A 22881-nucleotide genomic window follows, 5' to 3' on the forward strand; every position below is an offset into this window, starting at 1 on the left:
CGCGGCGCTAGATCACTTCGTCGCTGCGGTTGTCGGTCTCGCCGTAGCGGCGCAAGGTCGCCGGGCGGGTGCCTTCGTAGAGCTTCTCGAAATTCTTGGTGATGGCGGCGTTCTCGCGCTCGAACAGGCTGTTGCCGTCCAGGTCGCTTTCGACGATGAAAGGCCCAAGCTCCTCGACCTCGAACATCCACATGGCCTGGGCCAACCCCAGTTCCTCCAGCCAGTGGACCTTGCGCACGCCCTTCACGCCCCGCCCCAGCAAGGCGCCGGTGCCATAGCCGACCGTGGTCAGGTAGATGGCGCGGTTGGGCACGAAGAACTTGCGGTAGTCCTCGGAACTCATCCCGCCCTTGCCGATGATGATCTTGGCCCCCGAGGCCTTGAACCAGCGGTCCAGCCATTTGGCGAAGCGGAAGGAGGCCGTGCCCGACAGGGCGCCGACATTGTATCCACCCTGCCCGTCCGGCGTCGCGGCCGGCGAGCAGTGGAAGTTGACGTTGCTGATCTCCGCCAGATTCTCGGGCAGGGGCACGCCATCTTCCAGGCATTGCTTGTAGACGCCTTCGCGCCCGGTATAGACCACGCCGTTGAGATAGACCACGTCCCCCAGTTTCAGGTCGCGCAGCGCCTCTTCGGTGACCGGCGTGTTCAGACTAACTCTTCTAATTTTTCCGCTTCCGGTTGCCATTCGACCGTCTCCCGACGCATGAAGGGGGTGAACCACATGGGGTCCGTGCGATATTCGACTCGTCCATCCGCATGAAGGCGGGCGCAGGCCCGGCGCGAGGACAGACAGAAGGCGTGAACGCTCATGGGCATGCCGCCGGTGTGGCAATAGGCGGCCTCGATATGGCAGTCGATGACCATCGACTTGCCGACAAACCCCATGGCGCCCATGCCGATGGAATTGCCCAATTCCTTCAGTTCCAGTTCCAGGGCGGCGATCTTCGGATCCGGGTTGCGGTCACCGACGATGCGCAGGCAGGCGGCCTGCTTGCCCAGGACCATGGTGGTGTCCTTCGACCCGCCCAGGCCGACCCCGATGATGGCGGGCTGGCAGGCCAGGCCGCGCTTGCCGAAGGCGATCAGCGAGTCGAGATAGAAGCGCTTGATGCCCTCGATGCCGTCGCCGGGGAACAGCATGCGGTAATCGGTGCCGAACAGCCCGCCCTTGTGCACCGTGATCAAATCGACCCAATCGCCTTCGGGCTCGAAGGCATATTCGATCTCGGGCGCGCGCAGGCCGACATTGTTGTTGTGGTCGGTGCGCCACAGCGGATGCACGCGGTTGGGACGCAGCGGCACATCGGTGGTGGCCCGGGCGGTGGCTAGGCGCAGGGCCCTTTCCAGCGCCACCGGCCCGCCTTCGATGCTGGCCGTGTTGCCCATCTTCACATACCAGCGCGGCACGCCGGTATCGGCGCACATGGCGCGGCGGTCCTGCTTGGCGGCCTCGTAATTCTCGAGCATGGCCTGAAGGACGAAGGAAGACAGGTCGCCTTCTTCCGCATTGGCCGCTTCCTGAAGACCGGTCAGATAGTCGTCGGGAATATCGATGGCGGCCTTCGCCATCAGGACCTCTGCGGTCTGCTGAATTTTCTCTATGGAAATCATCTCGGATTCACCTCCACTGCGGACAGCGCGTTGGGCGTCTTCACAGTCTCATCATCGAGGAGCGACTGGCCGGGTTTGACGATGGTGAACGCGACGGGTTCTTCCTTGACCGTCAGGACGCCGTCCTTCTGACGCGCCACCGTGAAGGTGGAGGTCTCCATGGCGCCCGGATCGGGGAAGTCCTCGCGGTAATGGGCGCCGCGGGAATTGCGCCGGGCCAGTGCGGCCTGGGCGATCACGCGGCTGATCTCGATCAGGCTCTGCAGGTTCAGCCAGTCGTGCCAGGTCAGGTTGAAGGCCTTGTTGCCCGCAGGCACGCCGACGGTCATCAATTCCTGCTCGACCTCGTCGATGCGACGCAGGCCGCGCGTCAGCGTCTCTTCGGTGCGCATGACGCCGACATCTTCCCACATCACGTCCATCAGCTTCTCACGCAGGACGTTGACGTCACCGGGCTTGATCGAGAAGGGCTTCAGCGCCCGCTCGATCTCGAAGCCGATGACGCCCTTATCGGGATCGTGGAAACGGCCTTCGGACTTGACGAAAGCGGCCATCTCGTCACCGGCGATGCCGCCATAGACGGTGGAATTGGCAACGCCGTTGCCGCCCAGGCGATTGGCGCCATGCACGCCGCCGGCATCCTCGCCCGCCGCGAACAGGCCGGGCAGCGCAGTACGGGCCTCGGTGTCGATAACCACGCCGCCCATGAAGTAGTGAGCCGTCGGCACCACCTCGACCAGGCCGCCGGCCAGATCGAAGCCGCAATCGGCGCAGCGCCGCACCATGCCGTTGAAGCGCTTGCGCACATCGGCCGGGCCAAGATGGCTCATCTTGATATAGACGCCGCCATTGGGGGTGGTGTTGCCCTTGCGCATCTCGGCATAGATGCCGCGGCTGACGATGTCGCGGGTCGCACGCTCGCCGCGTTCGTCGTAATTGAACATGAAGCGCTCGCCGTCGCCGCCCAGCAGGTGGCCGCCCGCGCCGCGCAACCCCTCTTCCAGCACCGTGCCGGTCATGCGGGTATCGGCGCCGGCCAGCAGGCCGGTGGGATGGAACTGCACCATCTCCATGTCGCGCAGCGGCAGGCCGGTACGCAGGGCCATGGCCAGACCGTCCATGCTCTTGTCGCCGGACGGCGTGTGATAGCGGTACATGGTCGGGCCGCCGCCGGTCGCCATCAACACCGCCTTGGCCTGGACGAAGCGGAAATTGCCGGTGCGCATGTCGATCATCAGCACCCCGGCCAGGGCATCGCCCGTCGCATTCGGGATCAGGCCGATGGCGCGATGATCTTCCAGCTTGTTCACGTCCCGCGACAGAACCTGTTCCATCAGGCGGTTGATGATCTCGATGCCGGTCAGATCGCCCTTGTGGACGGTGCGGTCGAAGGTCTGGCCCGCGAAGGCCTTGCCGTGGATCGAGCCGTCGGGGTTGCGGTCGAAGAAGCAGCCGACCTCGTTTTCCAGCTCGCGGACACGTTCCACCGCCGTCTTGCACAGCTTCCAGGCCAGATCCTGGTTGGGCAGCCACTTACCGCCTTCGATGGTATCCATGAAGTGGCGCTCGACCGAGTCGCCCTTGCCCAGGGCCACGTTGTAGCCGCCTTGCACCATGCGGGTGCAGCCGCATTTGCCCAGCAGGCCCTTGACCGCGATGGTCACATCCAGTTCCGGGGCGGCCTTCTTGGCATGGAGCGCGGCGAACAGGCCGGCGCCGCCGCTGCCCAGGATCAGGATGTCCGTTTTCAGGTGTTCAATCATGATCACACCACATTCAAGAGGAAGCCGCCGGCGACGACGAAGGCCAGTCCGGCCGAAGCGGCCGCGAGGCTTTTCTGCCAGTCACGCCAATCGAAATTTTCCAGGACCAGCAGGCGCAGGCCGCCGAACAGATGCACCGCCAGCAGGAAGACGAGGCCGAATTCGGCTGCCTTGCTCACCGGGTTGTTGCTCCACTGCAGGAAGCTGTCCAACTGGTCCACATTGGTCAGCGCCATGCCCAGGACGTAGAAATGCATGGGCAGGAAGATCACCAGGGCCAAACCCGACAGGCGATGGACGATGAAGGCGAACCACAAAGGGTGATTGCGATGCGGGCGGATCATGGCATGGTCACCGCGACGACGGCGCGGGCTCCCATCACGAAGAGAAGCAGGAAGATCCCATAGGTCAGCAGATCGGCGGTGCCTTTGCGCAGGCTCACCATTTCCGTGACGATGACGCGGATGCCGGCAGCGCCGTGGACCGAGACGGCGGTCACGAACAGGCCGTAGAAGCAGGCCCAGAAGATGCTGCCCCGGGTACGGCCCAGGATTTCCTCGGCGCTCAGGCCGCCTTGGACGGCATAGATGATCATGCCCAGATGCATGAAGACCAGCGGGACCATGATCATGGCGCTGATGCGTTGCGCCATGTAGATGCGCAGGGCGGTCATGTTCACACCTCCCCTTTCAGGGCCGCCACCATGACGCGGCGCTTGACCCCGGCGATGGACCGGGTGGGGTTCAGCAGGTTGGGGCAATAGGTGGCGCAGCTCTGATGGCTGTGGCAGTTGGAACATCCCGCATCCGAGGCCAACACCTTCAGGCGTTCCGCCTGGGCCCCGTCGCGCGGGTCGTTGACCAGGGTCCAGCTGCGGTTGATGGCCGCCGGACCGAGATAGTCGGGTTTCCACGCCACCACGTCGCAGGCGGAATAGCAGACGCCGCAATTGATGCATTCCACGGCGGCATCGGCGGCCCGGCGTTCCTTGCTGTCGGGCTTGATCGCCTCGATCTCGTCATGCCGCGTCTTGGTCGGGACGAAGGCGCCCTTGGCCTCGACCCATTTGTCGAAGAACGGCGTCATGTCGACCGCCAGGTCCTTCACCTTGGTCATGTTGCGCAACGGCTCGATGGTCAGCTTGCCGTTGGAAATGACTTGGCTGGCATGGGTGCGGCAGGTCCAGCGCGGCTTGCCGTTCACCGTCATGCCGCAGGACCCGCACATGCCGACGCGGCAGGCGAAGCGATAGGTCAGTTCGGGATCGAGATTGCGCTGGATATAGGTGACGATATCGAGAACGGTCTGGCTCTGCCTCGAAGGCACATGATAGGTCCTGAAACCACCAGCTTCGGCATCGCCGCGCCAGACGGAGACTTCGATCATGACTTCAGGCTGGTCCGTCTCTTCAGGCTTATTATTCGCTCCGACCATTCGCCCCGTCCTCCCTTATTCTTTACGAGCGCTTTCGATCTCTCCCTTCATTCTTAGTGAAAATATTTGCTGATTAAAAACGAATAAACCTGCTCGTATACTTCAGCTTTCCTGAAGATAACGTGTCGGCAAAAAAATGGCTCCGGTCCGTTGTGGGACCGGAGCCATCAAGTCAGGAAAACGTCAGAACAAGCCCAGAATGCATCCTCAGAAGGGCAGGAAATACAACAGGACCAGGACCAAGACCGCGATCCAGATGGTCTCCAGCACCACCAGGGCGATGGCGCGGGGGCCGACGGTGATCAGTTCCTTCAGCGAGGTCTTGACGCCCAGGGCGGCGATGGCGCCGACCAGGGCCCAGCCGGAGATGTCGACGGCGGCCGTACGCACGAGGTCGGGCAACAGCCCTGCGCTGTTCAGGATGACCAGAAGCACGAAGCAGATCAGGAACAGCGGGAAGCGCGGTGCCTTGCCGCCGTCGCCGGGCTTGCGGAACAGGATGAAGGTCATCACCGCCACCACGGGCACCAGCAGGCCGACGCGCAGCAGCTTGGTCACGGTGGCGGCATCGCCGGCTTCGGTCGAGATGCTGTAGCCCGCCCCGACCACCTGGGCCACGTCATGGATGGTGGCGCCGATGAAGACCCCGGCCTCGTGATCGTCCATGCCCAGGGCACGCGCGATGATGGGATAGAGCACCATCGCCACCGTGCTGAGCGTGGTCACCGCCAGCACGGTAAAGATGACGTCGCGTTCGGTGATGCCCCCCTTGCCGCGCGGCATCACCGAGGAAATCGCCAGCGCCGCCGAGGCGCCGCAGATGCCCACCGAGCCGCCGGTCAGCAGGCCGAAATTCTTCGAGAAGCCGAACAGCCGGGCGGCGATGCTGCCGAACAGGATCGTCAGCACCACGCCAGCGATGGCGACCAGGACCGGCGACAGCCCCAACGAGGCCACCTGATCGACGGTGATCCTGGCCCCCAGCAGCGCCACGCCGATCCGCAGCACCGTGCGCGAGGTGAAGGCCACGCCCGGCGCCAGGATGCCGTCCGGCTTGATGAAGTTGAAGGCCATCCCCAGGAACAGGGCGAACAGCATGACCGGGGCGCCGTAATGCTCGCTCAGGAACATCGCCGCCATGGCGACGGTGGCGCAAAGCGTCCAGCCCGGCATCAATTCGCGGATTCGCTCGACCATGCCCTGACGCCATCCGGCATCGGTGATCATCATTTTCATCTCGCGCCCTTTCTGGATGAAAAACCCATGCCGGGTCAGAGACCGCCCATGTTGACGTATTTGATTTCCACATATTCATCGATGCCGTGCCGTGAGCCCTCGCGGCCGACACCCGATTCCTTGAAGCCGCCGAAGGGCGCCTCGACGACCGAGATGGCGACTTCATTCAGGCCGACCATGCCGTATTCCAGGGCGCCCGAAACCCGCCAGGCCCGCGCCAGATCCTGGGTGTAGAAGTAGGAGGCGAGGCCGAAGGGGGTGTCGTTGGCCAGCTCGATCACCTCTTCCTCGGTCGAGAAGCGGATGATGGGGGCGACGGGGCCGAAGATTTCCTCGCTCGCCACCGACATCGAGGGGGTCACATCGGTCAGCAAGGTCGGTTCATAGAAGCTATCGCCCTGGGGATGCCGCTTCCCGCCTTTCGCCACCGATGCACCGGCCGTGACGGCATCCTGGACCAGCTTGTCCACATCGGCGACGGCGCGGGGATCGATCATCGGCCCCATGGTCACGCCTTCTTCCAAGCCGTTACCGATACGCAGGGCCTCGATTGCCCGCACCAGCTTCTCGACCACCGCGTCATAGATGCCGTCCTGGACGAAGATGCGGTTCGAGCAGATGCAGGTCTGTCCGGCATTGCGGAACTTCGACTGCATGATGCCGGTCACGGCGCGATCCAGGTCGGCATCCTCGAAGACGATCAGCGGCGCATTGCCGCCGAGTTCCATCGAGACACGCTTGACGGTATCGGCGGCCTGGCGCATCAGCAGCTTGCCGATAGGGGTCGAGCCGGTGAAGGTGACCTTGCGCACGACGGGGCTGTCCATCAGCGTGCCGCCGACCACCCGCGCCGGGCCGGTGACGACATTGAAGACGCCCGCCGGAATGCCCGCCTTCTCGGCCAGAACGGCCAGGGCCAGGGCGGAGAACGGCGTGGCTTCCGCCGGCTTGATGATGATCGAGCAGCCCGCCGCGACGGCCGGGGCGGCCTTGCGGGCGATCATGGAAAGCGGGAAGTTCCAGGGCGTGATGGCGGCGCAGACCCCCACCGGCTCCTTGGTCACCAGGATGCGCTGGCCCTGGCGCGGCGCCGGGACGATATCGCCATAGACGCGGCGGGCTTCCTCGGCGAACCACAGGAAGAAGGAGGCGGTGGCATCCACCTCGGCCTCGGCTTCCGCCAGCGGCTTGCCCTGTTCGGTGGTCAGGATGCGGGCCAGGACGGCGCGGTGGTCGAGGATCAGGCCATGCCAGCGGCGCAACGCCTCGGCCCGCTGGCTGGCCGTCTTGTCCCGCCATAGCCTGAAACCGTCGCGGGCGGACTGGATGGCCCGTTCGACCTCGGCCGCGCCGAGGGCGGGAACGGTGCCGATGACCTCGCCATTGGCCGGATTGGTCACAGTGACGGTCTGGCCGTCATCGGCATCGATCCACGTGCCCCCGACATAGGCTTGGCGCCGGAAAAGTGCGCCGCAATCGTCATATGTCATCCTGTCCTCCCAAAGTGCAGCCAAAGCGATCCACGCCGCTTCGGCGCTTGGCTTTTGCCCAAGCGCTTTGCCGTCAATCTTTAGGTTCAGGATTTATTACGTACAGAAAATTATTCTTAGCCTATCGCAAGCTTAACTTAAGAAGTCGCAACTCTCTCAGGTCTTCGGCAGGATAAGGATGGCGCGGAAGTCGTTGACATTGGTCAGGGTTGGGCCGGTGACGACGGAATCGCCCAAGGCCTCGAAGAAGCCGTGGCCGTCATTGGCATCCAGGCTGTCCTTCGGCTTGATGCCCTTGGCCCAGGCCCGCGCCAGGCTGTCAGGGGCGAGAACGGCCCCGGCGATTTCCTCCAGCCCGTCCACGCCGTCGGTATCCCCGGCAATGGCATGGATGGAGGGATGCCCGTTCAAGGCGATGCCCAGCGAAAGCAAGAATTCGACATTCCGCCCGCCGCGCCCCTTGCCGCGCACCGTCACCGTGGTCTCGCCGCCCGACAACAGCACGCAGGGCGTCTGGAAAGGATGGGCATGTTCGGCCACCTGCAGGGCGATACCGGCCATCACCTTGCCCACGTCACGGGCCTCGCCCTCGATGCTGTCGCCCAGGATATAGGCGGGGATACCGGCCTCGCGGGCCACGGCGGCGGCGGCGTCCAGGGCGAGGCGAGGCGCTGCGACGATATGGGTCTCGATCCCTGCAAGGCGCGGATCATCCGGCTTGACCGTCTCGCCCCGCCCGCTTTCCAGCACCGCGCGGACCGCAGGCGACACCTGCACGTCGTAACGACGCAGGATCGCCAGGGCATCCTCGCAGGTGGTCGGATCGGCCACGGTGGGGCCGGAGGCGATGTCGATGGGATTGTCCCCGGGCACGTCGGAAATCAGCAAGGTCACCACGCGGGCGGGGTGACAGGCCACCGCCAGCCGCCCGCCCTTGATCCCGGACAGGTGGCGGCGCACGCAATTCATCTCGGAAATGGTGGCGCCCGAGGCGAGCAAGGCACGGTTGACCGCCTGCTTGTCCTCCAGGCTCAAGCCCTCCAGCGGCAAAGGCAGCAGGGCCGAACCGCCGCCCGAGATCAGGCACAGCACCAGGTCCTCTTCCGTCAGGCTTTGGGCCAGTTCCATCATCCGCTGGGCGGCGGCGTGACCGGCTTCGTCGGGTACCGGATGAGCGGCTTCGACGATCTCGATCCGGTTACAGGGAACGCCGTAGCCGTAGCGGGTGACCACCAGCCCCGACAACTCGCCTTGCCAGTGATCCTCGACCGCCTTGGCCATGGCGGCCGAGGCCTTTCCCGCCCCGATCACCACCAAGCGCTTCGGCGCCTTGGCAGGCAGATACGGCGGCACGCAAAGCGCGGGCTGCGCGGCGGCGACGGCGGCATCGAACATGCGGCGCAGCAGCGCCTTGTACTTGTCTTCCATCAGGAGCCCCTCCTTGTTCTTGGCGGTAATCCTGACCGAAAATCCCGCCTTGCTCCAGAGGGTTGGCGGATGCATCCTTTTCGTCCCGTGCATCCCGGAGAGTCCTTCCGCATGACCCTTGCACCCGCCGTTCCGCTTCATGTGGTCTTCCTCGACCGCGACACCCTGTCGCCCGAGACCGTGTTGCGGCCCTTCTCCTTTCCCCATCGCCTGACCCTCTATGCTCATACCGGGGCGGAAGAGATCGCGGAACGCATCCGGGACGCGGACATCGTCATCACCAACAAGATCCCCCTGCGGCGCGATACCCTGGCCCAGGCACCGAAGCTGAAAATGATCGCCGTGGCCGCGACGGGAACCGATGTCATCGACCTTGCCGCCTGTTCCGAACGCGGTATCCGGGTCTTCAACATCCGGGATTACGCCCTTCACACCGTCCCCGAACATACCTTTGCCCTGATCTTTGCCCTGCGCCGCAGCATCGCGGCCTATCACGACTCGGTGAAGCAAGGCCGGTGGCAGGAATCCGGGCGCTTCTGCTTCTTCGACCATCCCATCCGCGACCTCGCCGGTTCGACCCTGGGGATCATCGGCGACGGGGCGCTGGGCCAGGCGGTCGCGAAGATCGCCACCGCCTTCGGGATGAAGGTGCTGTTCGCCGCCCATAAGGGACGCGACGGCATGGGCCGCCTCTACACCCCCTTCGACGAGGTGCTGCGCCGGGCCGACATCATCACCCTGCATTGCCCGCTGACGGCAGCCACCCGCAACATGATCGGGGCGCGGGAATTCGCCCTGATGGAGCGCAAGCCGCTGCTGATCAACACCGCACGTGGCGGCATTGTCGATGAGCAGGCCCTGGCCGAGGCCTTGCGCGGCGGCCAAATCGCCGGGGCGGGCTTCGACGTCGCGACCGTCGAGCCGCCGCCGCCCGACCACCCGCTGATGGGCCTGCTGGACCTGCCCAACTTCATCCTGACGCCCCATGTCGCCTGGGCCAGCCGCGAAGCGATTCAGGGCCTGGCCGACCAGCTTGTGGATAATATCGAAGCAGCAGTGGCAGGAGAGCCCAGGAACATTGTAGTCTAGAGTTTATCGACTCTTTTTTTTCGGACGGCTCTCGGCCTTGGCCAAATCTGGTTTCGCACGGCAGGAAGGATACGTCGCAGCCATGCTGCTGGCGGTCCTGTTCATGCTGTTCGCGGAACTGGGCCAGAAGCAATGGCCTTTCCCCTCTTCCGCCGACCTCGCCCAGGCTTCCCTGTCCCAGGTGGAGAAAGGGGAGGTCCGGGGCCCGGATGCCGTTCCGGCCCTTCTGTCCGCGAAGCCCGGCCTTCTGCCGCGCGGACTGCCCGGCAGTGCCCCGGACCTCCCGCAAGCCGGTACCCCGGCATCCCTGCCGCAGGGCGCGCAGCCACTCTTCGCCGCCCTCGCCCCGGCCGCTGCGGACGGGACAGCCCTGCATCTGTCCGGCCACCTGTCCTCACGCTTCCCCATCGGTCCTCCGGCCTGATCCGGCCCTGCTTGGCAGGGCATATCCGACAGGTCCTGAAATTCAGACTCTGCGCGGCGGATGGCCGCGCAATGGAGAAGCATGATGTCTGGTGATCCCACTCCCCAGGAAAAGAAGTTCGTCGTCACCCTGGCCATCACGACGCTGATCGCCATGATCGGCTTTGCCGTCTGGGGGCTGATGTAATCTCCGAGCAGCATGCGTCACATGTAACGCATGCTGCGTCCTGCGACCTGCGGCCGTTGAGGCCGCGGCCAAGCGCGCGGAGGCGCGCGCCCTGCAAGGGCAAACTTATAAACTGAAAGCGTGATGCAGATTTACTGCATTACGCTTTCGCTCCGGCGATGCGGCGGGCCCGTGTGGCGGAGGTATCCTTCACCATACGGGTTCGCCCTCGCCCGCCTTGTCATGATAGAGTTCCGACCAATCTTATTCGCCTTGGACTTTACGTCTTCACACATCAGACCCCGAGGACAAGATGGCACGTCTCTTCATGCAGCGGGCAAGCCTCGCCTTGATGCTTTCCCTTTCCGCCGTCGGCGTCGCGGCCCTGTCTCCCGTCCATGCCGAACCCCCGGCGCAACAACAGAACCAGGTTCCCGGCTATTACCGCATGGCCGTGGGAGAGTTCGAGGTCACCGCCCTTTATGACGGCTATGTCGACCTGCCTCCCCAGTTGCTGAGCGGCATCGCCGAGGACGACATCCAAAGCCTGCTGGCGCGCATGTTCCTGGAAACGACGCCGGGCGTGCAGACGGCGGTGAACGCCTATCTGGTCCATACCGGATCGCGGCTGGTGCTGGTGGATGCCGGTGCAGGCGGCGCCTTCGGCCCCACCCTGGGCGGCATCGCCGAGAATATCCGGGCGGCCGGTTACGACCCGGCGCAGGTCGATACCGTGCTGCTGACCCATCTGCATGGCGACCATGCCGCCGGGCTTCTGGCCGCCGACGGCCAAGCGGCCTTCCCCAATGCCGAAGTCTGGGCGGCCCAGGAAGATGCCGCTTACTGGCTGGACGAAGCCATTGCCGCCCAGGCGCCGGAAGAGGCGCAGGGCTTCTTCAAGATGGCGCGCGAGTCCGTGGCGCCCTATGTCGCCGCCGACCGCTTCAAGACCTTCGCCCAGGACGAGGAAATCCTGCCGGGCGTCACCGCCGTCTCGCTGTTCGGCCATACGCCGGGCCATAGCGGCTTTCTGGTCGCTTCGGAAGACCAGACCCTGCTGATCTGGGGCGATGTGATCCACAGCCATGCGGTGCAGTTCGCCCGTCCCGAAGTCGTCATCGAATTCGACACCGACAAGGAAGCGGCCCTGGCGACGCGCAAGCGCATCCTCGAGGAAGCCGCCCGCGACCGCTTGGCCATCGCCGGCGCGCATCTGCCCTTCCCCGGCATCGGCCATGTCCGCAACGAAGGCCAGGGCTATGCCTGGGTGCCGGTGGAATTCGGCCCTTACCGCCGGGCGCAGTAGATCCTGAAAGGGAGGAGATGCCCGTGCTGACGGCTGAAAAGGTGATCGCCCTGCTCGATCTGGTTCCCCATCCCGAGGAAGGCGGCTTCTTCCGCGAGACCTGGCGGGCCGGGGAAGGGATCGAGCCGAGTGCCCTGCCCGGGCGCTATACCGGGCGGCGGTCCTTCGGCACCGCCATTTATTACCTGCTGACGCCGGGCACCTTCTCTCACCTGCACCGCCTGAAAAGCGACGAGGTCTTCCACTTCTATCTCGGCGACCCGGTGGAGCAGTTGCACCTGAACCCGGACGGCACCTCCCGCCGCGTCGTCCTGGGCACCGACCTGGAAGCGGGCCAATCGCCCCAGGTGGTGGTTCCGGCCGGTGTCTGGCAAGGGGCGCGGCTGGTCGATGGCGGCCGCCTCGCCCTCCTCGGCTGCACCGTCGCCCCCGGTTTCGAATTCGCCGATTACGACCACGGCAAGGCCGAGGACATGCTCGCCGGCTGGCCGGACCAGGCCGAGCTGATCGGGAAACTGACGGCGTAGGAAAGACCTGACTCCCGCTGTCCGGGCCCTGTCCGAACCCGCCAAAGGCCCGTGTCCCTCTTTCCTCCGTCACTCCCGCGCAAGCGGGAGTCCATCTCGATCCGCGAAACACCGGCTTGAGTGGATTCCCGCTTTCGCGGGAATGACGAGGGGAATCGGTGATGCCAAAGCCCCAGTGAATCGGACAGCGCCCTTCTAAATCTTCACCCGCTTGAACACCGGCTCCGGCAGGACGCGGATCGCGGTCATGATCATGCGCCAGATGGGGCGGACATAGATCACATCCCTGCCCTGGCGATGGGCGGCGATGACGGCTTTGGCGACTTCCTCGGGCTGGGCGGTCAGGCGTTTGGGCAGGTCCATGCCTTCGGTCATGCGGGTATCCACGAAGCCCGGCTTGACGGTGATCACCCGCAGGCCGCTCTTGCACAGGCGGGCGCGCAGCCCCGACAGGTAGGCGGTGAAGCCTGCCTTGGCCGAGCCGTAGACGTAATTCGAGCCGCGCCCACGATCACCCGCCACGGAGCTGACGCCGATAAGGACGCCCTGCCCCCGCCTTTCCAGGCGCTTGGCGGCGGCTTCCAGAATCAGCGAGGGGCCGATGTAATTGGTGCGCATGACCAGTTCGGCCGCCGCCGGATCCTCGACCGAACGCTGCTGGTCGCCCAGCAGCCCGACCACGCAGACGACGACGGAAGGCGCAGGGTCCAGGCCGTCGAGGAAGGGGCCGTGCCCCTCCAGGTCCAGCACGTCGAAGGCATGGGTGGCAACGGCGACATTGTGGCGGATGCGAATGTCCTCGGCCTCGGTCTCCAGGCGCTCGGGATGGCGGGCGGCAAGGTGCAGCGGATGGCCTTCGGCGGCATAGGCCTGGGCAATGGCGCGGCCGATATCGGACATGGCACCGAGAACGAGAACGGGGTCCTTTCCCGCAACTGAAGCAGTCATAGGTCTAGTCGCTCCGCTTGGAGGGATTGCATCTTGCCGCGCGCGCCGTAGTGAGCGCGGATCTCCTGGAACCGTTCCACCCCCGGATAGCCCTTGCGGAACATATGCGGCGTCGAGCGGGCGTCCTTGGCGAGATAGAGGCGTCCGCCATGATCGGCGACGATGGCGTCCAGTTCCAGCAATAGTCCGAGCGTCGGCCCGCGCAACGGAAAGTCCAGGGCCAGGGTATAGCCTTCCATGGGGAAGGACATCAGGTCGTCCTGCTTGCCGAACAGCTTCAGCACCGCCAGGAAGGAGCCGCTGCCGGTCTTCTGGATGGTGTTCAGCAGGCGCCGCAGCCCTTCGCGCCCGGCCTGCTTGGGCAACACGCATTGATATTGCGTGAAGCCGTGGCGGCCATAGATGCGGTTCCATTCCAGGATGGCATCCAGGGGATAGAAGAAGCTGTCGTAATCGACGATGCGCGGCGCCGCCGTCTTCGGCGCGGCACCGTAATACAAGGCGTTGAAGGCCCGCACCGACCAGGAATTCAGCGCCCAGGACGGAAAGTCCATCGGCACCCGCTTCAGGCGCTTGCGCCGGGGCTGCAAGGGCTGGGACGCAACCTCGGCGGGGAGTTCGTCGGGCATGGCATGTTCGCCGCGCGTCAGCAGCGAACGGCCCTGGCACTTGCCGCCTTGCAGGCAGTCGATCCAGCTGACGGTATAGGTCCAATCCGCCGATTCCTCGAAGGCCTCCAGCGTCTCTTCCAGCGTCGTCGCGCGGATGGTTTCCTGCCGGATCCAGGCGCTTTGGATGGGCAGCAGCCGGAAGCTGGCCGACAGGATGATGCCGGTCAGCCCCATGCCGCCGATGGTGGCGGCGAACAAATCGGCATGTTCCTGGCGGCTGCATTCCAGGATGCGGCCATCGGCGACCATCACCCGCATGCTTTCCACATGGCGGCCGAAGGATCCGGCGACGTGATGGTTCTTGCCATGCACGTCGGATGCGATCATGCCGCCGACGGTGACGAATTTGGTGCCCGGCGTGACCGGCGGAAACCAGCCGCGCGGCACGAAGACCTCCAGGATCGTCTCCAGCCGCACCCCGGCCTCGCAGGTCAGCCGGCCATTCGCCGGATCGAAGGCGAGGAAGCGGTCGAGATGGCGGCTGAGCAGGGTCAGATGGGGCTGCAGGGCGGCGTCGCCGTAGGACCGGCCATTGCCTCGTGCGATCAGCGGCGCCTCGTCCAGCACGGCGCGGATGTCCTCCACGCCGCGCATGGCGGCCACGCGGCAATCGAGACGGGGAAAGTTTCCCCAGCCGGACAGCATCATGTCAGCTGCTCGCGGTCGAAGACGAAGCGCTTGTCCAGGCGGTATTTCATCACATAGCCGATGGACAGGCCGATGATGGCCCCCAGGTCGCGCATGTGGGACGTCTGGAACACCGCATAGAAGGTCAGTTCCGTGCCCCAGAAGATGGCCGTGGTGAACAGCCCCATCAGGGTGTAGAGCCCGAATTTGCGCGAATGGGTGGCAAGCCCGGTGGACATGTCGCCGAAGATCCAGCGCTTATCCAGCACGTATTTCACCACCAAGCCGGTGGCGGTCCCGGCGACCATGGCCAGAGGCAGGCCGAAATGGGGATCGTTGTAGGTGGCGAGGCTGAGATGCTGGGTCGCCAGATTGACAAGGGTGGCGATGACCGCGAACAGCACGTAGCGGCCGACAAGGGTAAGGTTGTTCAAGGCAGCGACCCCACGATCACGGCCACACCGGCCAGCCCCACCGTCAGCAGGCTCATGCGGTCCTTGACGGCGAAGACCACCGGGTCGTCATGGACCTCGCCGCGATGGGCGAGCATGAGGATGCGGCTGACCCAGTAGAGCATCAGGATGCCGATGGCCCACAGGGCTTCCGGGTGGTTGTAGAGCAGGTCCACGTCGGGGCTATTAATATAAAGTGCCAGGACCAGCACCGAGACGAAGCCGCTGGCCCCGGCCAGCGCGCCGACCATGGGGGTGTCGTCGGTGCCGTATCCGCGTCCGGCGGCCTTGCCCTTGCGGCTGCTGCGCAGGCGGTCGACCAGTTCGCTGTAGCGCTTGATCAGCGCCAGGCTGAGGAACAGGAACATCGAGAAGGCCAGCAGCCATTCCGACACCATGATTCCCGTCGCCGCCGCCCCGGCCAGCACGCGCAGCGTATAGAGCCCGGCCAGCGTCAGCACATCCACCACGATCTTCTGCTTGAGCAGGACCGAGTAGAGCAAGGTCGTGCAGTAATAGGCGGCCAGGATGGCGACGAAGGCCAAGGGCAGGAACAGCGCGATGGCTGCCGCTCCTATCAGGAGCAAGGGTATCAGGAGTATGCCGTGGGACAGCGGCACCGCCCCGCAGGCGAAGGGACGGTTCTTCTTGGTCGGATGGGCCCGGTCGTTGGGCAGGTCGATCAGGTCGTTGAGAAGATAGACGCTCGACGCGCACAGGCTGAAGGCGAGGAAGGCCAGGAAGGCATTGCCCAGCGTCGCCGCATCGAAACTGTGACTGGCCAGGGCCGGCAGGAAGACCAGGGAGTTCTTCAACCATTGATGCAGGCGCATGGCCTTCATGTAGCCGCGCACCAATTGCTTGGGCGTGCGCGGCGGCGAGACCTCATGGACATTCTCGCAGCGCTTGGTCGCCAGTTTCCGCACCCGGTGCGGCACGTCCACCAGGATGGCCTGGCGGCATTTCTCCCAGACCTTCAGGTCCACCTCGGCATTGGCGGCATAGTCGAAACCCTTCTCGCCGAAGGTCTCGCACAATACACGCGCCTTTTCACTGCCGCCCAGATTGGTGGTGCCGTCGGAAGCGAAAACGCCGTCGAAGAATCCCAGATGGTCGGCCAGGGCCTCGACATAGCGGCGGTCGGAGGCCGAGGCGAGATAGATCTTGCGTCCCCGCGCGCGCTCCGCCTGGATATAGCAGACCAGTTCCTCGTTGAAGGGCAGCAGGTGCAGATCGAGCACCACATGATCGGCGATCTTCGCCTTGAAGGCGGCCTTGCCCTTCATCAGCCAGAACGGCAGCTTGAAAAAGCTGAGCGGGTTAAGAGCAAGAAGGCGGAAAAACGATTCAACCAGAAGGTCACTGCGCGTCAGTGTCCCGTCCAGGTCCACGACCAATGGAAGTTCGCTCGCTTCCGATTGAGCGACAGAAGGTGTTTGATTCAGATTTGTTGCAAATTTCACCCTCTGTTCCCCTAATCAGCTAGTAAAGATGATGGTGCCCAGCGGTAAATCAGGAGCTAACTTTGGGTCCCGCTAATTGTGATTCAACATCTCCTTCTGCTCTCTACCTACTGATGCTGCGGCGCAACACAAAAGAATTAGACTTACATCTTTAGGTGAAGAAAAGCGTCACCATCCACTTGGGTCACGCCTTCTGTCCTTTCGCAGCATTGTACAATCCTCTCCGAAGCCGCTTATGAAACCCTCAGGGGCGCCTCCTGCCGCCAGAGAGGCGGAATTTCACGCCTATCATGCCCAATGGACACCATGTGGAGACGAGATTTGACGGCTAGCGAAGGGATCATTCGTGTCGCCAGCTCGGAACGGCCGGTTACCTCTTCCTCGCAGGAAAATGCCACTGTGGCCCATCTGTGTTTCGTCCTGTGCCTGCTGCTGGCCTCGCTGCCGGTGCTGGTGGTCGAAACGCCGCCCCTTTTCGATTACGCCAACCATCTGGCGCGGGTTCATGTCATCGGCAATTACGAAAGCTCCAGCGTCTTCCCGGCCCATTTCGAGGTCACCAGCTTCCTGATTCCCAATGTGCTGGCCGATGTGGTGCTGCTGCTGATGATGCCGGTGATGGGCATCCTGGCGGCGGGCAAGGCGCTGCTGCTGCTGACCTTCGCCCTGACCCTGGGCGGGGCCTATGCGCTGAACCGCGTGCTGACGGGGCATTACAGCATCTGGCCGCTTTTCGCCGCCACCCTGCTCTATCACGAGATGTTCTTCTGGGGCTTCCTCAACTACGACCTGGGGTTGGCGCTGCTGCTTTGCGGGCTTGCAGCCTGGTTCCATCTGGAAAACCAGTCGCGCGGGCTGCAACTGGCCGTGGGCACGTTGCTCGCGCTGCTGATCTTCCTGGCCCATCTGGTGTCCTTCGGCCTTTACGGCTTCGCCATCGCCGCCATCGAACTGCATCGGGTCGGGCGCAGCCTGCGCCGCGACGGCGTGAACCGGCAGACCCTCAGCCGGGGCGCCCTGCGCCTTGCCCTGTCGGCGGCGCAGTTCCTGCCGGCGCTGGTGATCTTCTTCGCCCTCAGCCCCTCCAGCGGGCTGGACCCGGTGCCGCGCTTCGATTTCAGCCTGTTCGGCAAGGCCATGCCCTTCACCCGCGTCCTGTCGTCGGGCAATCCGCCGCTGGATTTCCTGACGCTGGGTCTGGTAGGGGGCTTCATCCTGCTGGCCCTGGTCTCGCGCCGCGTCTCCTGCCACGGTATCCTGCTGACCATCGCCGGCATCTACTTCCTGCTGGTCATGAGCCTGCCCTATACGCTGCTGGGCTCGTTCTTCCTGGATTCACGCATCGTCATCGCCGTGGCCCTGATACTGGTGGCGAGCCTGCGCCCGGCGGATCCCGAAAAGCACAACCCGCCGCTGAACGCCAAGGGCCTGGGACGGGTGGCGGCGATCCTGCTGGTCGGCATCGTCGGCATCCGCAGCGTCGGCCTGATAAGCGACTGGCGCGAACAGGAACGCCATTACGACCTGGTCCTGACCGCCCTCAACAAGGTGCCGCCGGGCAGCGTGATCATCACGGCGGTGGGCCATCCCTTCGAGCTGGGGGACTGGTTCGCCACGCGCTACATCAAGCCCGCCCACGAGCACACGACCCTGTACGCGACCATCCATCGGAACGCGCTGGTGCCGAACATCTTCGCGCGCCGGGGACAGAACCCGCTGGTCTTTTCTTCTTCCTTGAAAGAATTCAACCAGGTTTCCTTCAATCCCGTCCCCCGGATCTACACGCCGCAGGATGCACGCTGGCTGGTCAATCAGGCCCGCCCGGTCGCCGAGAAGCGCGACACCATCACGCCGCCGATTCCCGGCGTCTTCATCATCGGCTACCACATTCCGTGCGACCGCTGGCCACAGGACCAGCCCCTGCGCGAGGTCCACTGCCACCAGACCTTCTCGCTGATCGAGTTGGAATACGACCAAGCCCCCACCACTCAATCCCTTTCCCGACAGTCCCCGGAGATGCAGCCATGACCCCCATCCCTTCCTGGTTGAAAGGACGGGTGCCGAGCCTGCTGGCCATCGCCGCCCTGCTGGCCATCATCGTCTACGGCCTGAGTTTCGCCCTGCCCCGGCCGAGCCTGATGGATTACGGCTCCTTCTTCGCCTCGGGCGAGGCGGCAGCCAACGGGGACAATCCCTATGGCGTCTATCCCCTGACCTTCCATGTGGTCCTGCCGGGGTTCGAATCATGGAATCCCAATCTCAACCCGCCGATCTCGCTGCCCTTCTTCGAGCAATTCGCCAAGCTCGACCCGCATCAGGGCTTCCGCCTGTGGTGGGCGATTTCCTTCGCCTGCTACGGCATGACGGTCTACCTGCTGATCCGCCGCTACTTCCCCAAGAACGGCCTGCTGCCGATGCTCTGGGCGCTGGCCCTGGCGGGATTCTGGGACACGCTGGTACTGGGGCAGATCTATGTTCCCCTGGTCCTGGCCGCCGTGGGGGCTTGGCTGCTGCTCGACCGCAACCGCCCCATCCTCGCCGGGCTGCTGATCGGCGTGGTGGTCGCGGTCAAGCCCAACTTCCTGGTCTGGCCTGCCCTCTTGTTCCTGGCCGGCTATTACCGCCCGGTCTTCGCCGCCGGAGCCTCCGCCCTCTTCCTCAGCCTGATCCCGCTTTTCCTCTACGGCCCCACCGTCTACCAGCAATGGGTCGAACTGATCCTGAACGACGCCAACCGCGCCCTCTTCCTGACCAATGCCTCGCTGTCCGGCCTGACCCAGCGCCTGGGCTCGCCGGTGATGGGAACGGTGCTGAGCGTCGGGCTGCTGGCGGGCCTGGCGTTGTGGGTATGGATGCGCAAGCGGCGGCTTTCGGCCCTGCATGTCAGCGCCCTGGGACTGCTCGGCGCGCTGCTGGCCTCGCCCATCGCCTGGGTCCATTACACCATGTTCCTGCTGCCGGTCTTCTTCGTGCTGCCCCTGTCGCCGCTGCTGCTGGCCTCCGCCGTTCTGCTGGTGGCGCCGGTGCCGATCATCCTCGGCCTGCTCAACGCCCCCTGGTGGCTGCAGGCCACCGCCGGTTCCGTCTATGGCTGGGCGGTTCTGTTCTGCCTGGTGGCCCTGCTGCGCCAGCGCCCCATCCATCCGTGGTCGCCCTCGGAAGCCCCGCGACACTCCGTACCGGAAGCCAGCGGCCAACTTTATGGGGGGCCTTCCGCGCCTTCGGCGACTACACGATTGAGTTAAGGTTTCGTTATCACTTATGGGCCAGGGTCTATCCCATCATGGATACGATCATCGCTCAGCCTAATCGCCGCAAGCCGTGGCTCCTGATGACCGCGGCCGTTTTCCTCACCCTCACGGGGCCGTCCGCCTCCGGACAGGCGCCCGCGCTTTCCGTCCCCGGGGACGTGATGGTGGACCGCACGGAAACCAGGAAGATCTGCCAGGTCACGGGCGAGATCGACCGTTCCACCGGCGAGCCGACCATCAACCTGACGGAAAGCCGCTACAAGTTCTGGGGCACCGACCTGGGGACCTCGTTCGAACATGACGGCCGTCTGGTCGTGCTGTTCGGCGATACCCATGCCATGCCGGGACTGGATCGCAAACCCGACCGCGACATCGTCGCCTTTTCCGACACCACCAACCCCGAAGACTGCCTGGCCCTCGACATCCCCACCGAAGCCGATGGCGGCTTCCGTCCGATGACCATTCCCACCGTCGATGGCGGCCCCTTCTCGGTGCCGACGGCCGGTTTCAGCGCCAATGGCGCCATGTATGTCATCGCCACCTCCGACAAGACTCCGCACACCCCCATGGGCCGCTCGGTGCTGGCCAAGTCCACCAATGGCGGAGCCGATTTCGAAAAGAAATACGATCTCTCGACCAGCCATTTCATCAATGCCGCCGCCGCCACCGTGGACTCGCGGAAGGTCGCGGGCCTGCCCGAGGAAATGGAAGATGCCGTGCTGCTGTGGGGCAGCGGCCTTTACCGCCGTAGCGACGTGCGCTTGGCCGCCCTGCCCACCGACGGATTGGACGACAAGGCCGCCATCCGCTACTTCGCAGGCCTCGACCAAGCCACCGGCTCGCCCATCTGGAGCCATCTGGAAGAAGACAGCGCCCCGCTCTTCGACCAGCCCTGCGTCGGCGAATTGTCGGTCACCTGGAACGAATATCTGGGCAAGTGGGTGATGCTGTACAATTGCGGCTATCCCAAGAGCCAGATCCTGTTCCGCACCGCCGACCAGCCCTGGGGTCCCTGGGCCGAATCCCAGGTGCTGTTCGACGCCAGCGAAGACAACGCCTTCTGCGATTTCATCTACAACCGCGAAACGATGATCCAGATGGTCTCCAATGACGGCGTCACCTGCCAGACCATTTCCGATCCCCATACGCCCGATCTGGCCGGCGACCCCTATGCCCCCTTCCAGATCGCCCGCTTCGCCCGGGGGGAGCATGGCAGCCATAGCGACATCTATTTCCTGATGTCGACCTGGAATCCCTACAACGTGGTGCTGATGAAGACCCGCCTGTACCTGCCGGATGCCAATCCGCTGCACCAGGCCTCCAACAGCGAGAAGAGCCCCTCTTAAAACCTCGTTCCTCCCCCGTTGGCGCTAGGTCCCGTTCTTTCGGGGAGGGACCGGCGCCAGCGCAGGAACCCTTGGGCGGCGGGCATGTTGACTGCAACGGTCAATCTTGCTGGCAGGGGAACGCCGCCCATGGCTTCGACTTCTGGCTTAGGATCCGCCATCGTTTGGCCGGCGGAAGACGGCACCACCTCTCCCCTCCTGGATGCCTCGGTACGACAGTGCCTGGAACAGGAAATCCTGCCGGACTACGTGGCGCAATGCCGCTGGTACGGCGCCAAGGATGCCGGGCGTCCGGTCGTACGGATCCGCGAAGTCCGGCGCTTTCCCGCCCTCTGCGGCAAGATCGAGCTTTGCCTGCTCGACCTGTGCCCACCGGGCCTTCCCGCCCAGACCTATTTCCTGCCCCTGATCGAGGACTGGACGGCCCGATCATCCCCCTCCGCCCTGTGCGCCATCACCCGCGACGGCCAGACGGGCTTGCTGCGCGACGCCCTGACCGAGCCCCAGGTGGTGGCGACGCTGGTCGAGGCAATCCGCCGGGGCAGCTCGGTCCAGGGCATCGCCTTCCATCATACCGCCGCCTTCGACAAGCTGGCGCAAAGCCTGCCCAGCCCGCCGCCGGTCCATTTCATGGCGGCGGAACAATCCAATTGTTCGGTGCGGGTGGGCGAGGTCGCCATCCTGAAGGCCCTGCGCAAGCTGGAACCCGGCCTGCATCCCGAGCTGGAAATGGGTCGCTTTCTGACGGAAACCGCCCATTACGCCCATACGCCGCCGCTGCTCGGCTGGGCCGAACTGGCGGGAACGGAGAGCGAAGCGGTGACGTTGTGCGTCATGCAGCAGATGGTGCCCAACCAGGGCGACGGCTGGAGCCATGTCCTCGCCTGCTTGCGCGAGGCCGATCCTGCCGACGAGGCCCGGCTGACCGCCTGGATCGAACGCCTGGGCCAGCGCACTGCCGAATTGCATCTGGCCCTGGCCCAGGACGGCGCGGCGGAGGCCTTCCGCCCCGAAGCCGTGGATGGCGCCGTCCTGCAGAACTGGCACGAGGGCTGCCGGTCCATGGCCCGCCGCATCCTCTCCTCCCTGCGTCAGGCGCGGCCGAACCTGACAGGCGAAAGCGCTGCCGCCGCCGACCGCCTGCTGTCCCAGGACCAGGCGGTCATGGACTGGATCAAGGACACCGCGCTCTCGCGGGAAGTGCTGGATCATGGCGGCTTCGTCCGCACCCGCATCCATGGGGACTTCCATCTCGGTCAGGTTCTGGTGTCGGACGACGACGCCTTCATCATCGATTTCGAAGGCGAACCCATGCGCCCCCTGGAAGAACGGCGGGCGAAATCCAGCCCCTTGCGCGACGTGGCCGGCATGCTGCGTTCCTTCGCCTATGCCGCCGCCAGCGTCCCCGAAACGCCGCGAGGCTGGGAAGACCAAGCATGCGCGGCTTTCCTGACGGCCTATCGCGCCACCGCCCATGCCTGCCCCAGCCTTCCCCCCGACCCGGATGATGCCGCCAGCCTGCTGCGTCTGTTCCTGATGGAAAAGGCGCTGTACGAGGTCGGCTACGAATTGGCCAACCGGCCGGACTGGCTGCCCATTCCCCTGGGCGGAGTCCTGGACCTGCTGTCTTCCACCCGCAATCCTTGA

General features: G+C 64.7%; 21 protein-coding genes. 8 read left to right on the forward strand and 13 right to left on the reverse strand.

Annotated features, from left to right (window positions below):
- Window positions 1-7: 7 nt before the first annotated feature.
- From EPD66_RS08370 to EPD66_RS08410, 9 genes are all read right to left on the reverse strand, one after another.
- Window positions 8-688 carry a fumarate hydratase C-terminal domain-containing protein gene (locus EPD66_RS08370; RefSeq protein ID WP_142848049.1) on the reverse strand — a complete coding sequence of 227 codons (681 nt, stop codon included), beginning with the start codon at window positions 686-688 and terminating at the stop codon, window positions 8-10.
- Window positions 649-1614 carry a fumarate hydratase gene (locus EPD66_RS08375; RefSeq protein ID WP_142848050.1) on the reverse strand — a complete coding sequence of 322 codons (966 nt, stop codon included), beginning with the start codon at window positions 1612-1614 and terminating at the stop codon, window positions 649-651. Before EPD66_RS08375 ends, EPD66_RS08370 begins: the two co-directional genes overlap by 40 nt.
- The gene (locus EPD66_RS08380; protein ID WP_142848051.1) at window positions 1611-3377 is read right to left on the reverse strand and encodes an L-aspartate oxidase; all 1767 of its coding nucleotides are present in this window, start codon (window positions 3375-3377) and stop codon (window positions 1611-1613) included. The genes EPD66_RS08375 and EPD66_RS08380 overlap by 4 nt, the downstream gene beginning before the upstream one ends.
- Before the next feature lie 2 nt (window positions 3378-3379).
- Entirely contained in the window at window positions 3380-3721 is a 342-nt protein-coding gene (locus EPD66_RS08385; RefSeq protein WP_142848052.1) for a succinate dehydrogenase, read from the reverse strand.
- Entirely contained in the window at window positions 3718-4050 is a 333-nt protein-coding gene (locus EPD66_RS08390; protein WP_142848053.1) for a succinate dehydrogenase, read from the reverse strand. The genes EPD66_RS08385 and EPD66_RS08390 overlap by 4 nt, the downstream gene beginning before the upstream one ends.
- A gap of 2 nt (window positions 4051-4052) precedes the next feature.
- Entirely contained in the window at window positions 4053-4811 is a 759-nt protein-coding gene (locus EPD66_RS08395; RefSeq protein WP_142848054.1) for a succinate dehydrogenase/fumarate reductase iron-sulfur subunit, read from the reverse strand.
- Window positions 4812-5018: 207 nt separating this feature from the next.
- Complete coding sequence (locus EPD66_RS08400; RefSeq protein WP_221930925.1) at window positions 5019-6041, reverse strand: YeiH family protein; 1023 nt, start codon at window positions 6039-6041, stop codon at window positions 5019-5021.
- 41 nt (window positions 6042-6082) lie between these two features.
- Window positions 6083-7537: an NAD-dependent succinate-semialdehyde dehydrogenase gene (locus EPD66_RS08405; RefSeq protein WP_142848055.1), complete on the reverse strand. Its 1455-nt coding sequence runs from the start codon at window positions 7535-7537 to the stop codon at window positions 6083-6085.
- Window positions 7538-7693: 156 nt separating this feature from the next.
- A complete protein-coding gene (locus tag EPD66_RS08410) occupies window positions 7694-8965 on the reverse strand; it encodes a glycerate kinase (RefSeq protein WP_142848056.1) in 1272 nt (423 codons plus the stop codon).
- Window positions 8966-9076: 111 nt separating this feature from the next.
- On the opposite strand from EPD66_RS08410, the gene EPD66_RS08415 reads away from it, so the two are divergent.
- The 4 genes from EPD66_RS08415 to EPD66_RS08430 all read left to right on the forward strand — a co-directional run bounded on the left by EPD66_RS08415 (window position 9077) and on the right by EPD66_RS08430 (window position 12476).
- A complete protein-coding gene (locus EPD66_RS08415) occupies window positions 9077-10054 on the forward strand; it encodes a D-2-hydroxyacid dehydrogenase (protein ID WP_142848057.1) in 978 nt (325 codons plus the stop codon).
- 82 nt (window positions 10055-10136) lie between these two features.
- Window positions 10137-10478 (forward strand): hypothetical protein, encoded by a 342-nt coding sequence (locus tag EPD66_RS08420; protein ID WP_142848058.1) that lies wholly within the window; start codon window positions 10137-10139, stop codon window positions 10476-10478.
- A 478-nt stretch (window positions 10479-10956) separates the two neighbouring features.
- The gene (locus EPD66_RS08425) at window positions 10957-11949 is read left to right on the forward strand and encodes an MBL fold metallo-hydrolase (protein ID WP_221930926.1); all 993 of its coding nucleotides are present in this window, start codon (window positions 10957-10959) and stop codon (window positions 11947-11949) included.
- Window positions 11950-11972: 23 nt separating this feature from the next.
- Window positions 11973-12476: a cupin domain-containing protein gene (locus EPD66_RS08430; RefSeq protein ID WP_370511870.1), complete on the forward strand. Its 504-nt coding sequence runs from the start codon at window positions 11973-11975 to the stop codon at window positions 12474-12476.
- A 195-nt stretch (window positions 12477-12671) separates the two neighbouring features.
- On the opposite strand, the gene EPD66_RS08435 is transcribed toward EPD66_RS08430, so the two are convergent.
- The 4 genes from EPD66_RS08435 to EPD66_RS08450 are packed head-to-tail and all read right to left on the reverse strand — an operon-like array spanning window position 12672 to window position 16637.
- The gene (locus tag EPD66_RS08435; protein WP_142848060.1) at window positions 12672-13424 is read right to left on the reverse strand and encodes an SDR family oxidoreductase; all 753 of its coding nucleotides are present in this window, start codon (window positions 13422-13424) and stop codon (window positions 12672-12674) included.
- Window positions 13421-14743: an FAD-binding oxidoreductase gene (locus EPD66_RS08440; RefSeq protein ID WP_142848061.1), complete on the reverse strand. Its 1323-nt coding sequence runs from the start codon at window positions 14741-14743 to the stop codon at window positions 13421-13423. The genes EPD66_RS08435 and EPD66_RS08440 overlap by 4 nt, the downstream gene beginning before the upstream one ends.
- The gene (locus tag EPD66_RS08445; RefSeq protein WP_142848062.1) at window positions 14740-15156 is read right to left on the reverse strand and encodes a GtrA family protein; all 417 of its coding nucleotides are present in this window, start codon (window positions 15154-15156) and stop codon (window positions 14740-14742) included. Before EPD66_RS08445 ends, EPD66_RS08440 begins: the two co-directional genes overlap by 4 nt.
- Window positions 15153-16637: a UbiA family prenyltransferase gene (locus EPD66_RS08450; RefSeq protein ID WP_255448419.1), complete on the reverse strand. Its 1485-nt coding sequence runs from the start codon at window positions 16635-16637 to the stop codon at window positions 15153-15155. Before EPD66_RS08450 ends, EPD66_RS08445 begins: the two co-directional genes overlap by 4 nt.
- A gap of 321 nt (window positions 16638-16958) precedes the next feature.
- Here EPD66_RS08450 and EPD66_RS08455 point away from each other — a divergent pair, with 321 nt between their 5' ends.
- From EPD66_RS08455 to EPD66_RS08470, 4 genes are all read left to right on the forward strand, one after another.
- Window positions 16959-18665, forward strand: a complete 1707-nt coding sequence (locus EPD66_RS08455) for a hypothetical protein (protein WP_142848063.1) — start codon at window positions 16959-16961, stop codon at window positions 18663-18665.
- Complete coding sequence (locus EPD66_RS08460; RefSeq protein ID WP_142848064.1) at window positions 18662-19882, forward strand: glycosyltransferase family 87 protein; 1221 nt, start codon at window positions 18662-18664, stop codon at window positions 19880-19882. The genes EPD66_RS08455 and EPD66_RS08460 overlap by 4 nt, the downstream gene beginning before the upstream one ends.
- A gap of 38 nt (window positions 19883-19920) precedes the next feature.
- On the forward strand, window positions 19921-21234 hold the full coding sequence (locus tag EPD66_RS08465) for a DUF4185 domain-containing protein (protein ID WP_185961308.1): 1314 nt from the start codon (window positions 19921-19923) through the stop codon (window positions 21232-21234).
- A 129-nt stretch (window positions 21235-21363) separates the two neighbouring features.
- The gene (locus EPD66_RS08470) at window positions 21364-22881 is read left to right on the forward strand and encodes a putative maltokinase (RefSeq protein WP_185961309.1); all 1518 of its coding nucleotides are present in this window, start codon (window positions 21364-21366) and stop codon (window positions 22879-22881) included.

Origin of the sequence: Telmatospirillum sp. J64-1, assembly GCF_006980715.1 — a bacterium.
In the GTDB taxonomy this organism is placed as follows: Bacteria; Pseudomonadota; Alphaproteobacteria; order Rhodospirillales; family Magnetospirillaceae; genus Oleiliquidispirillum; species Oleiliquidispirillum nitrogeniifigens.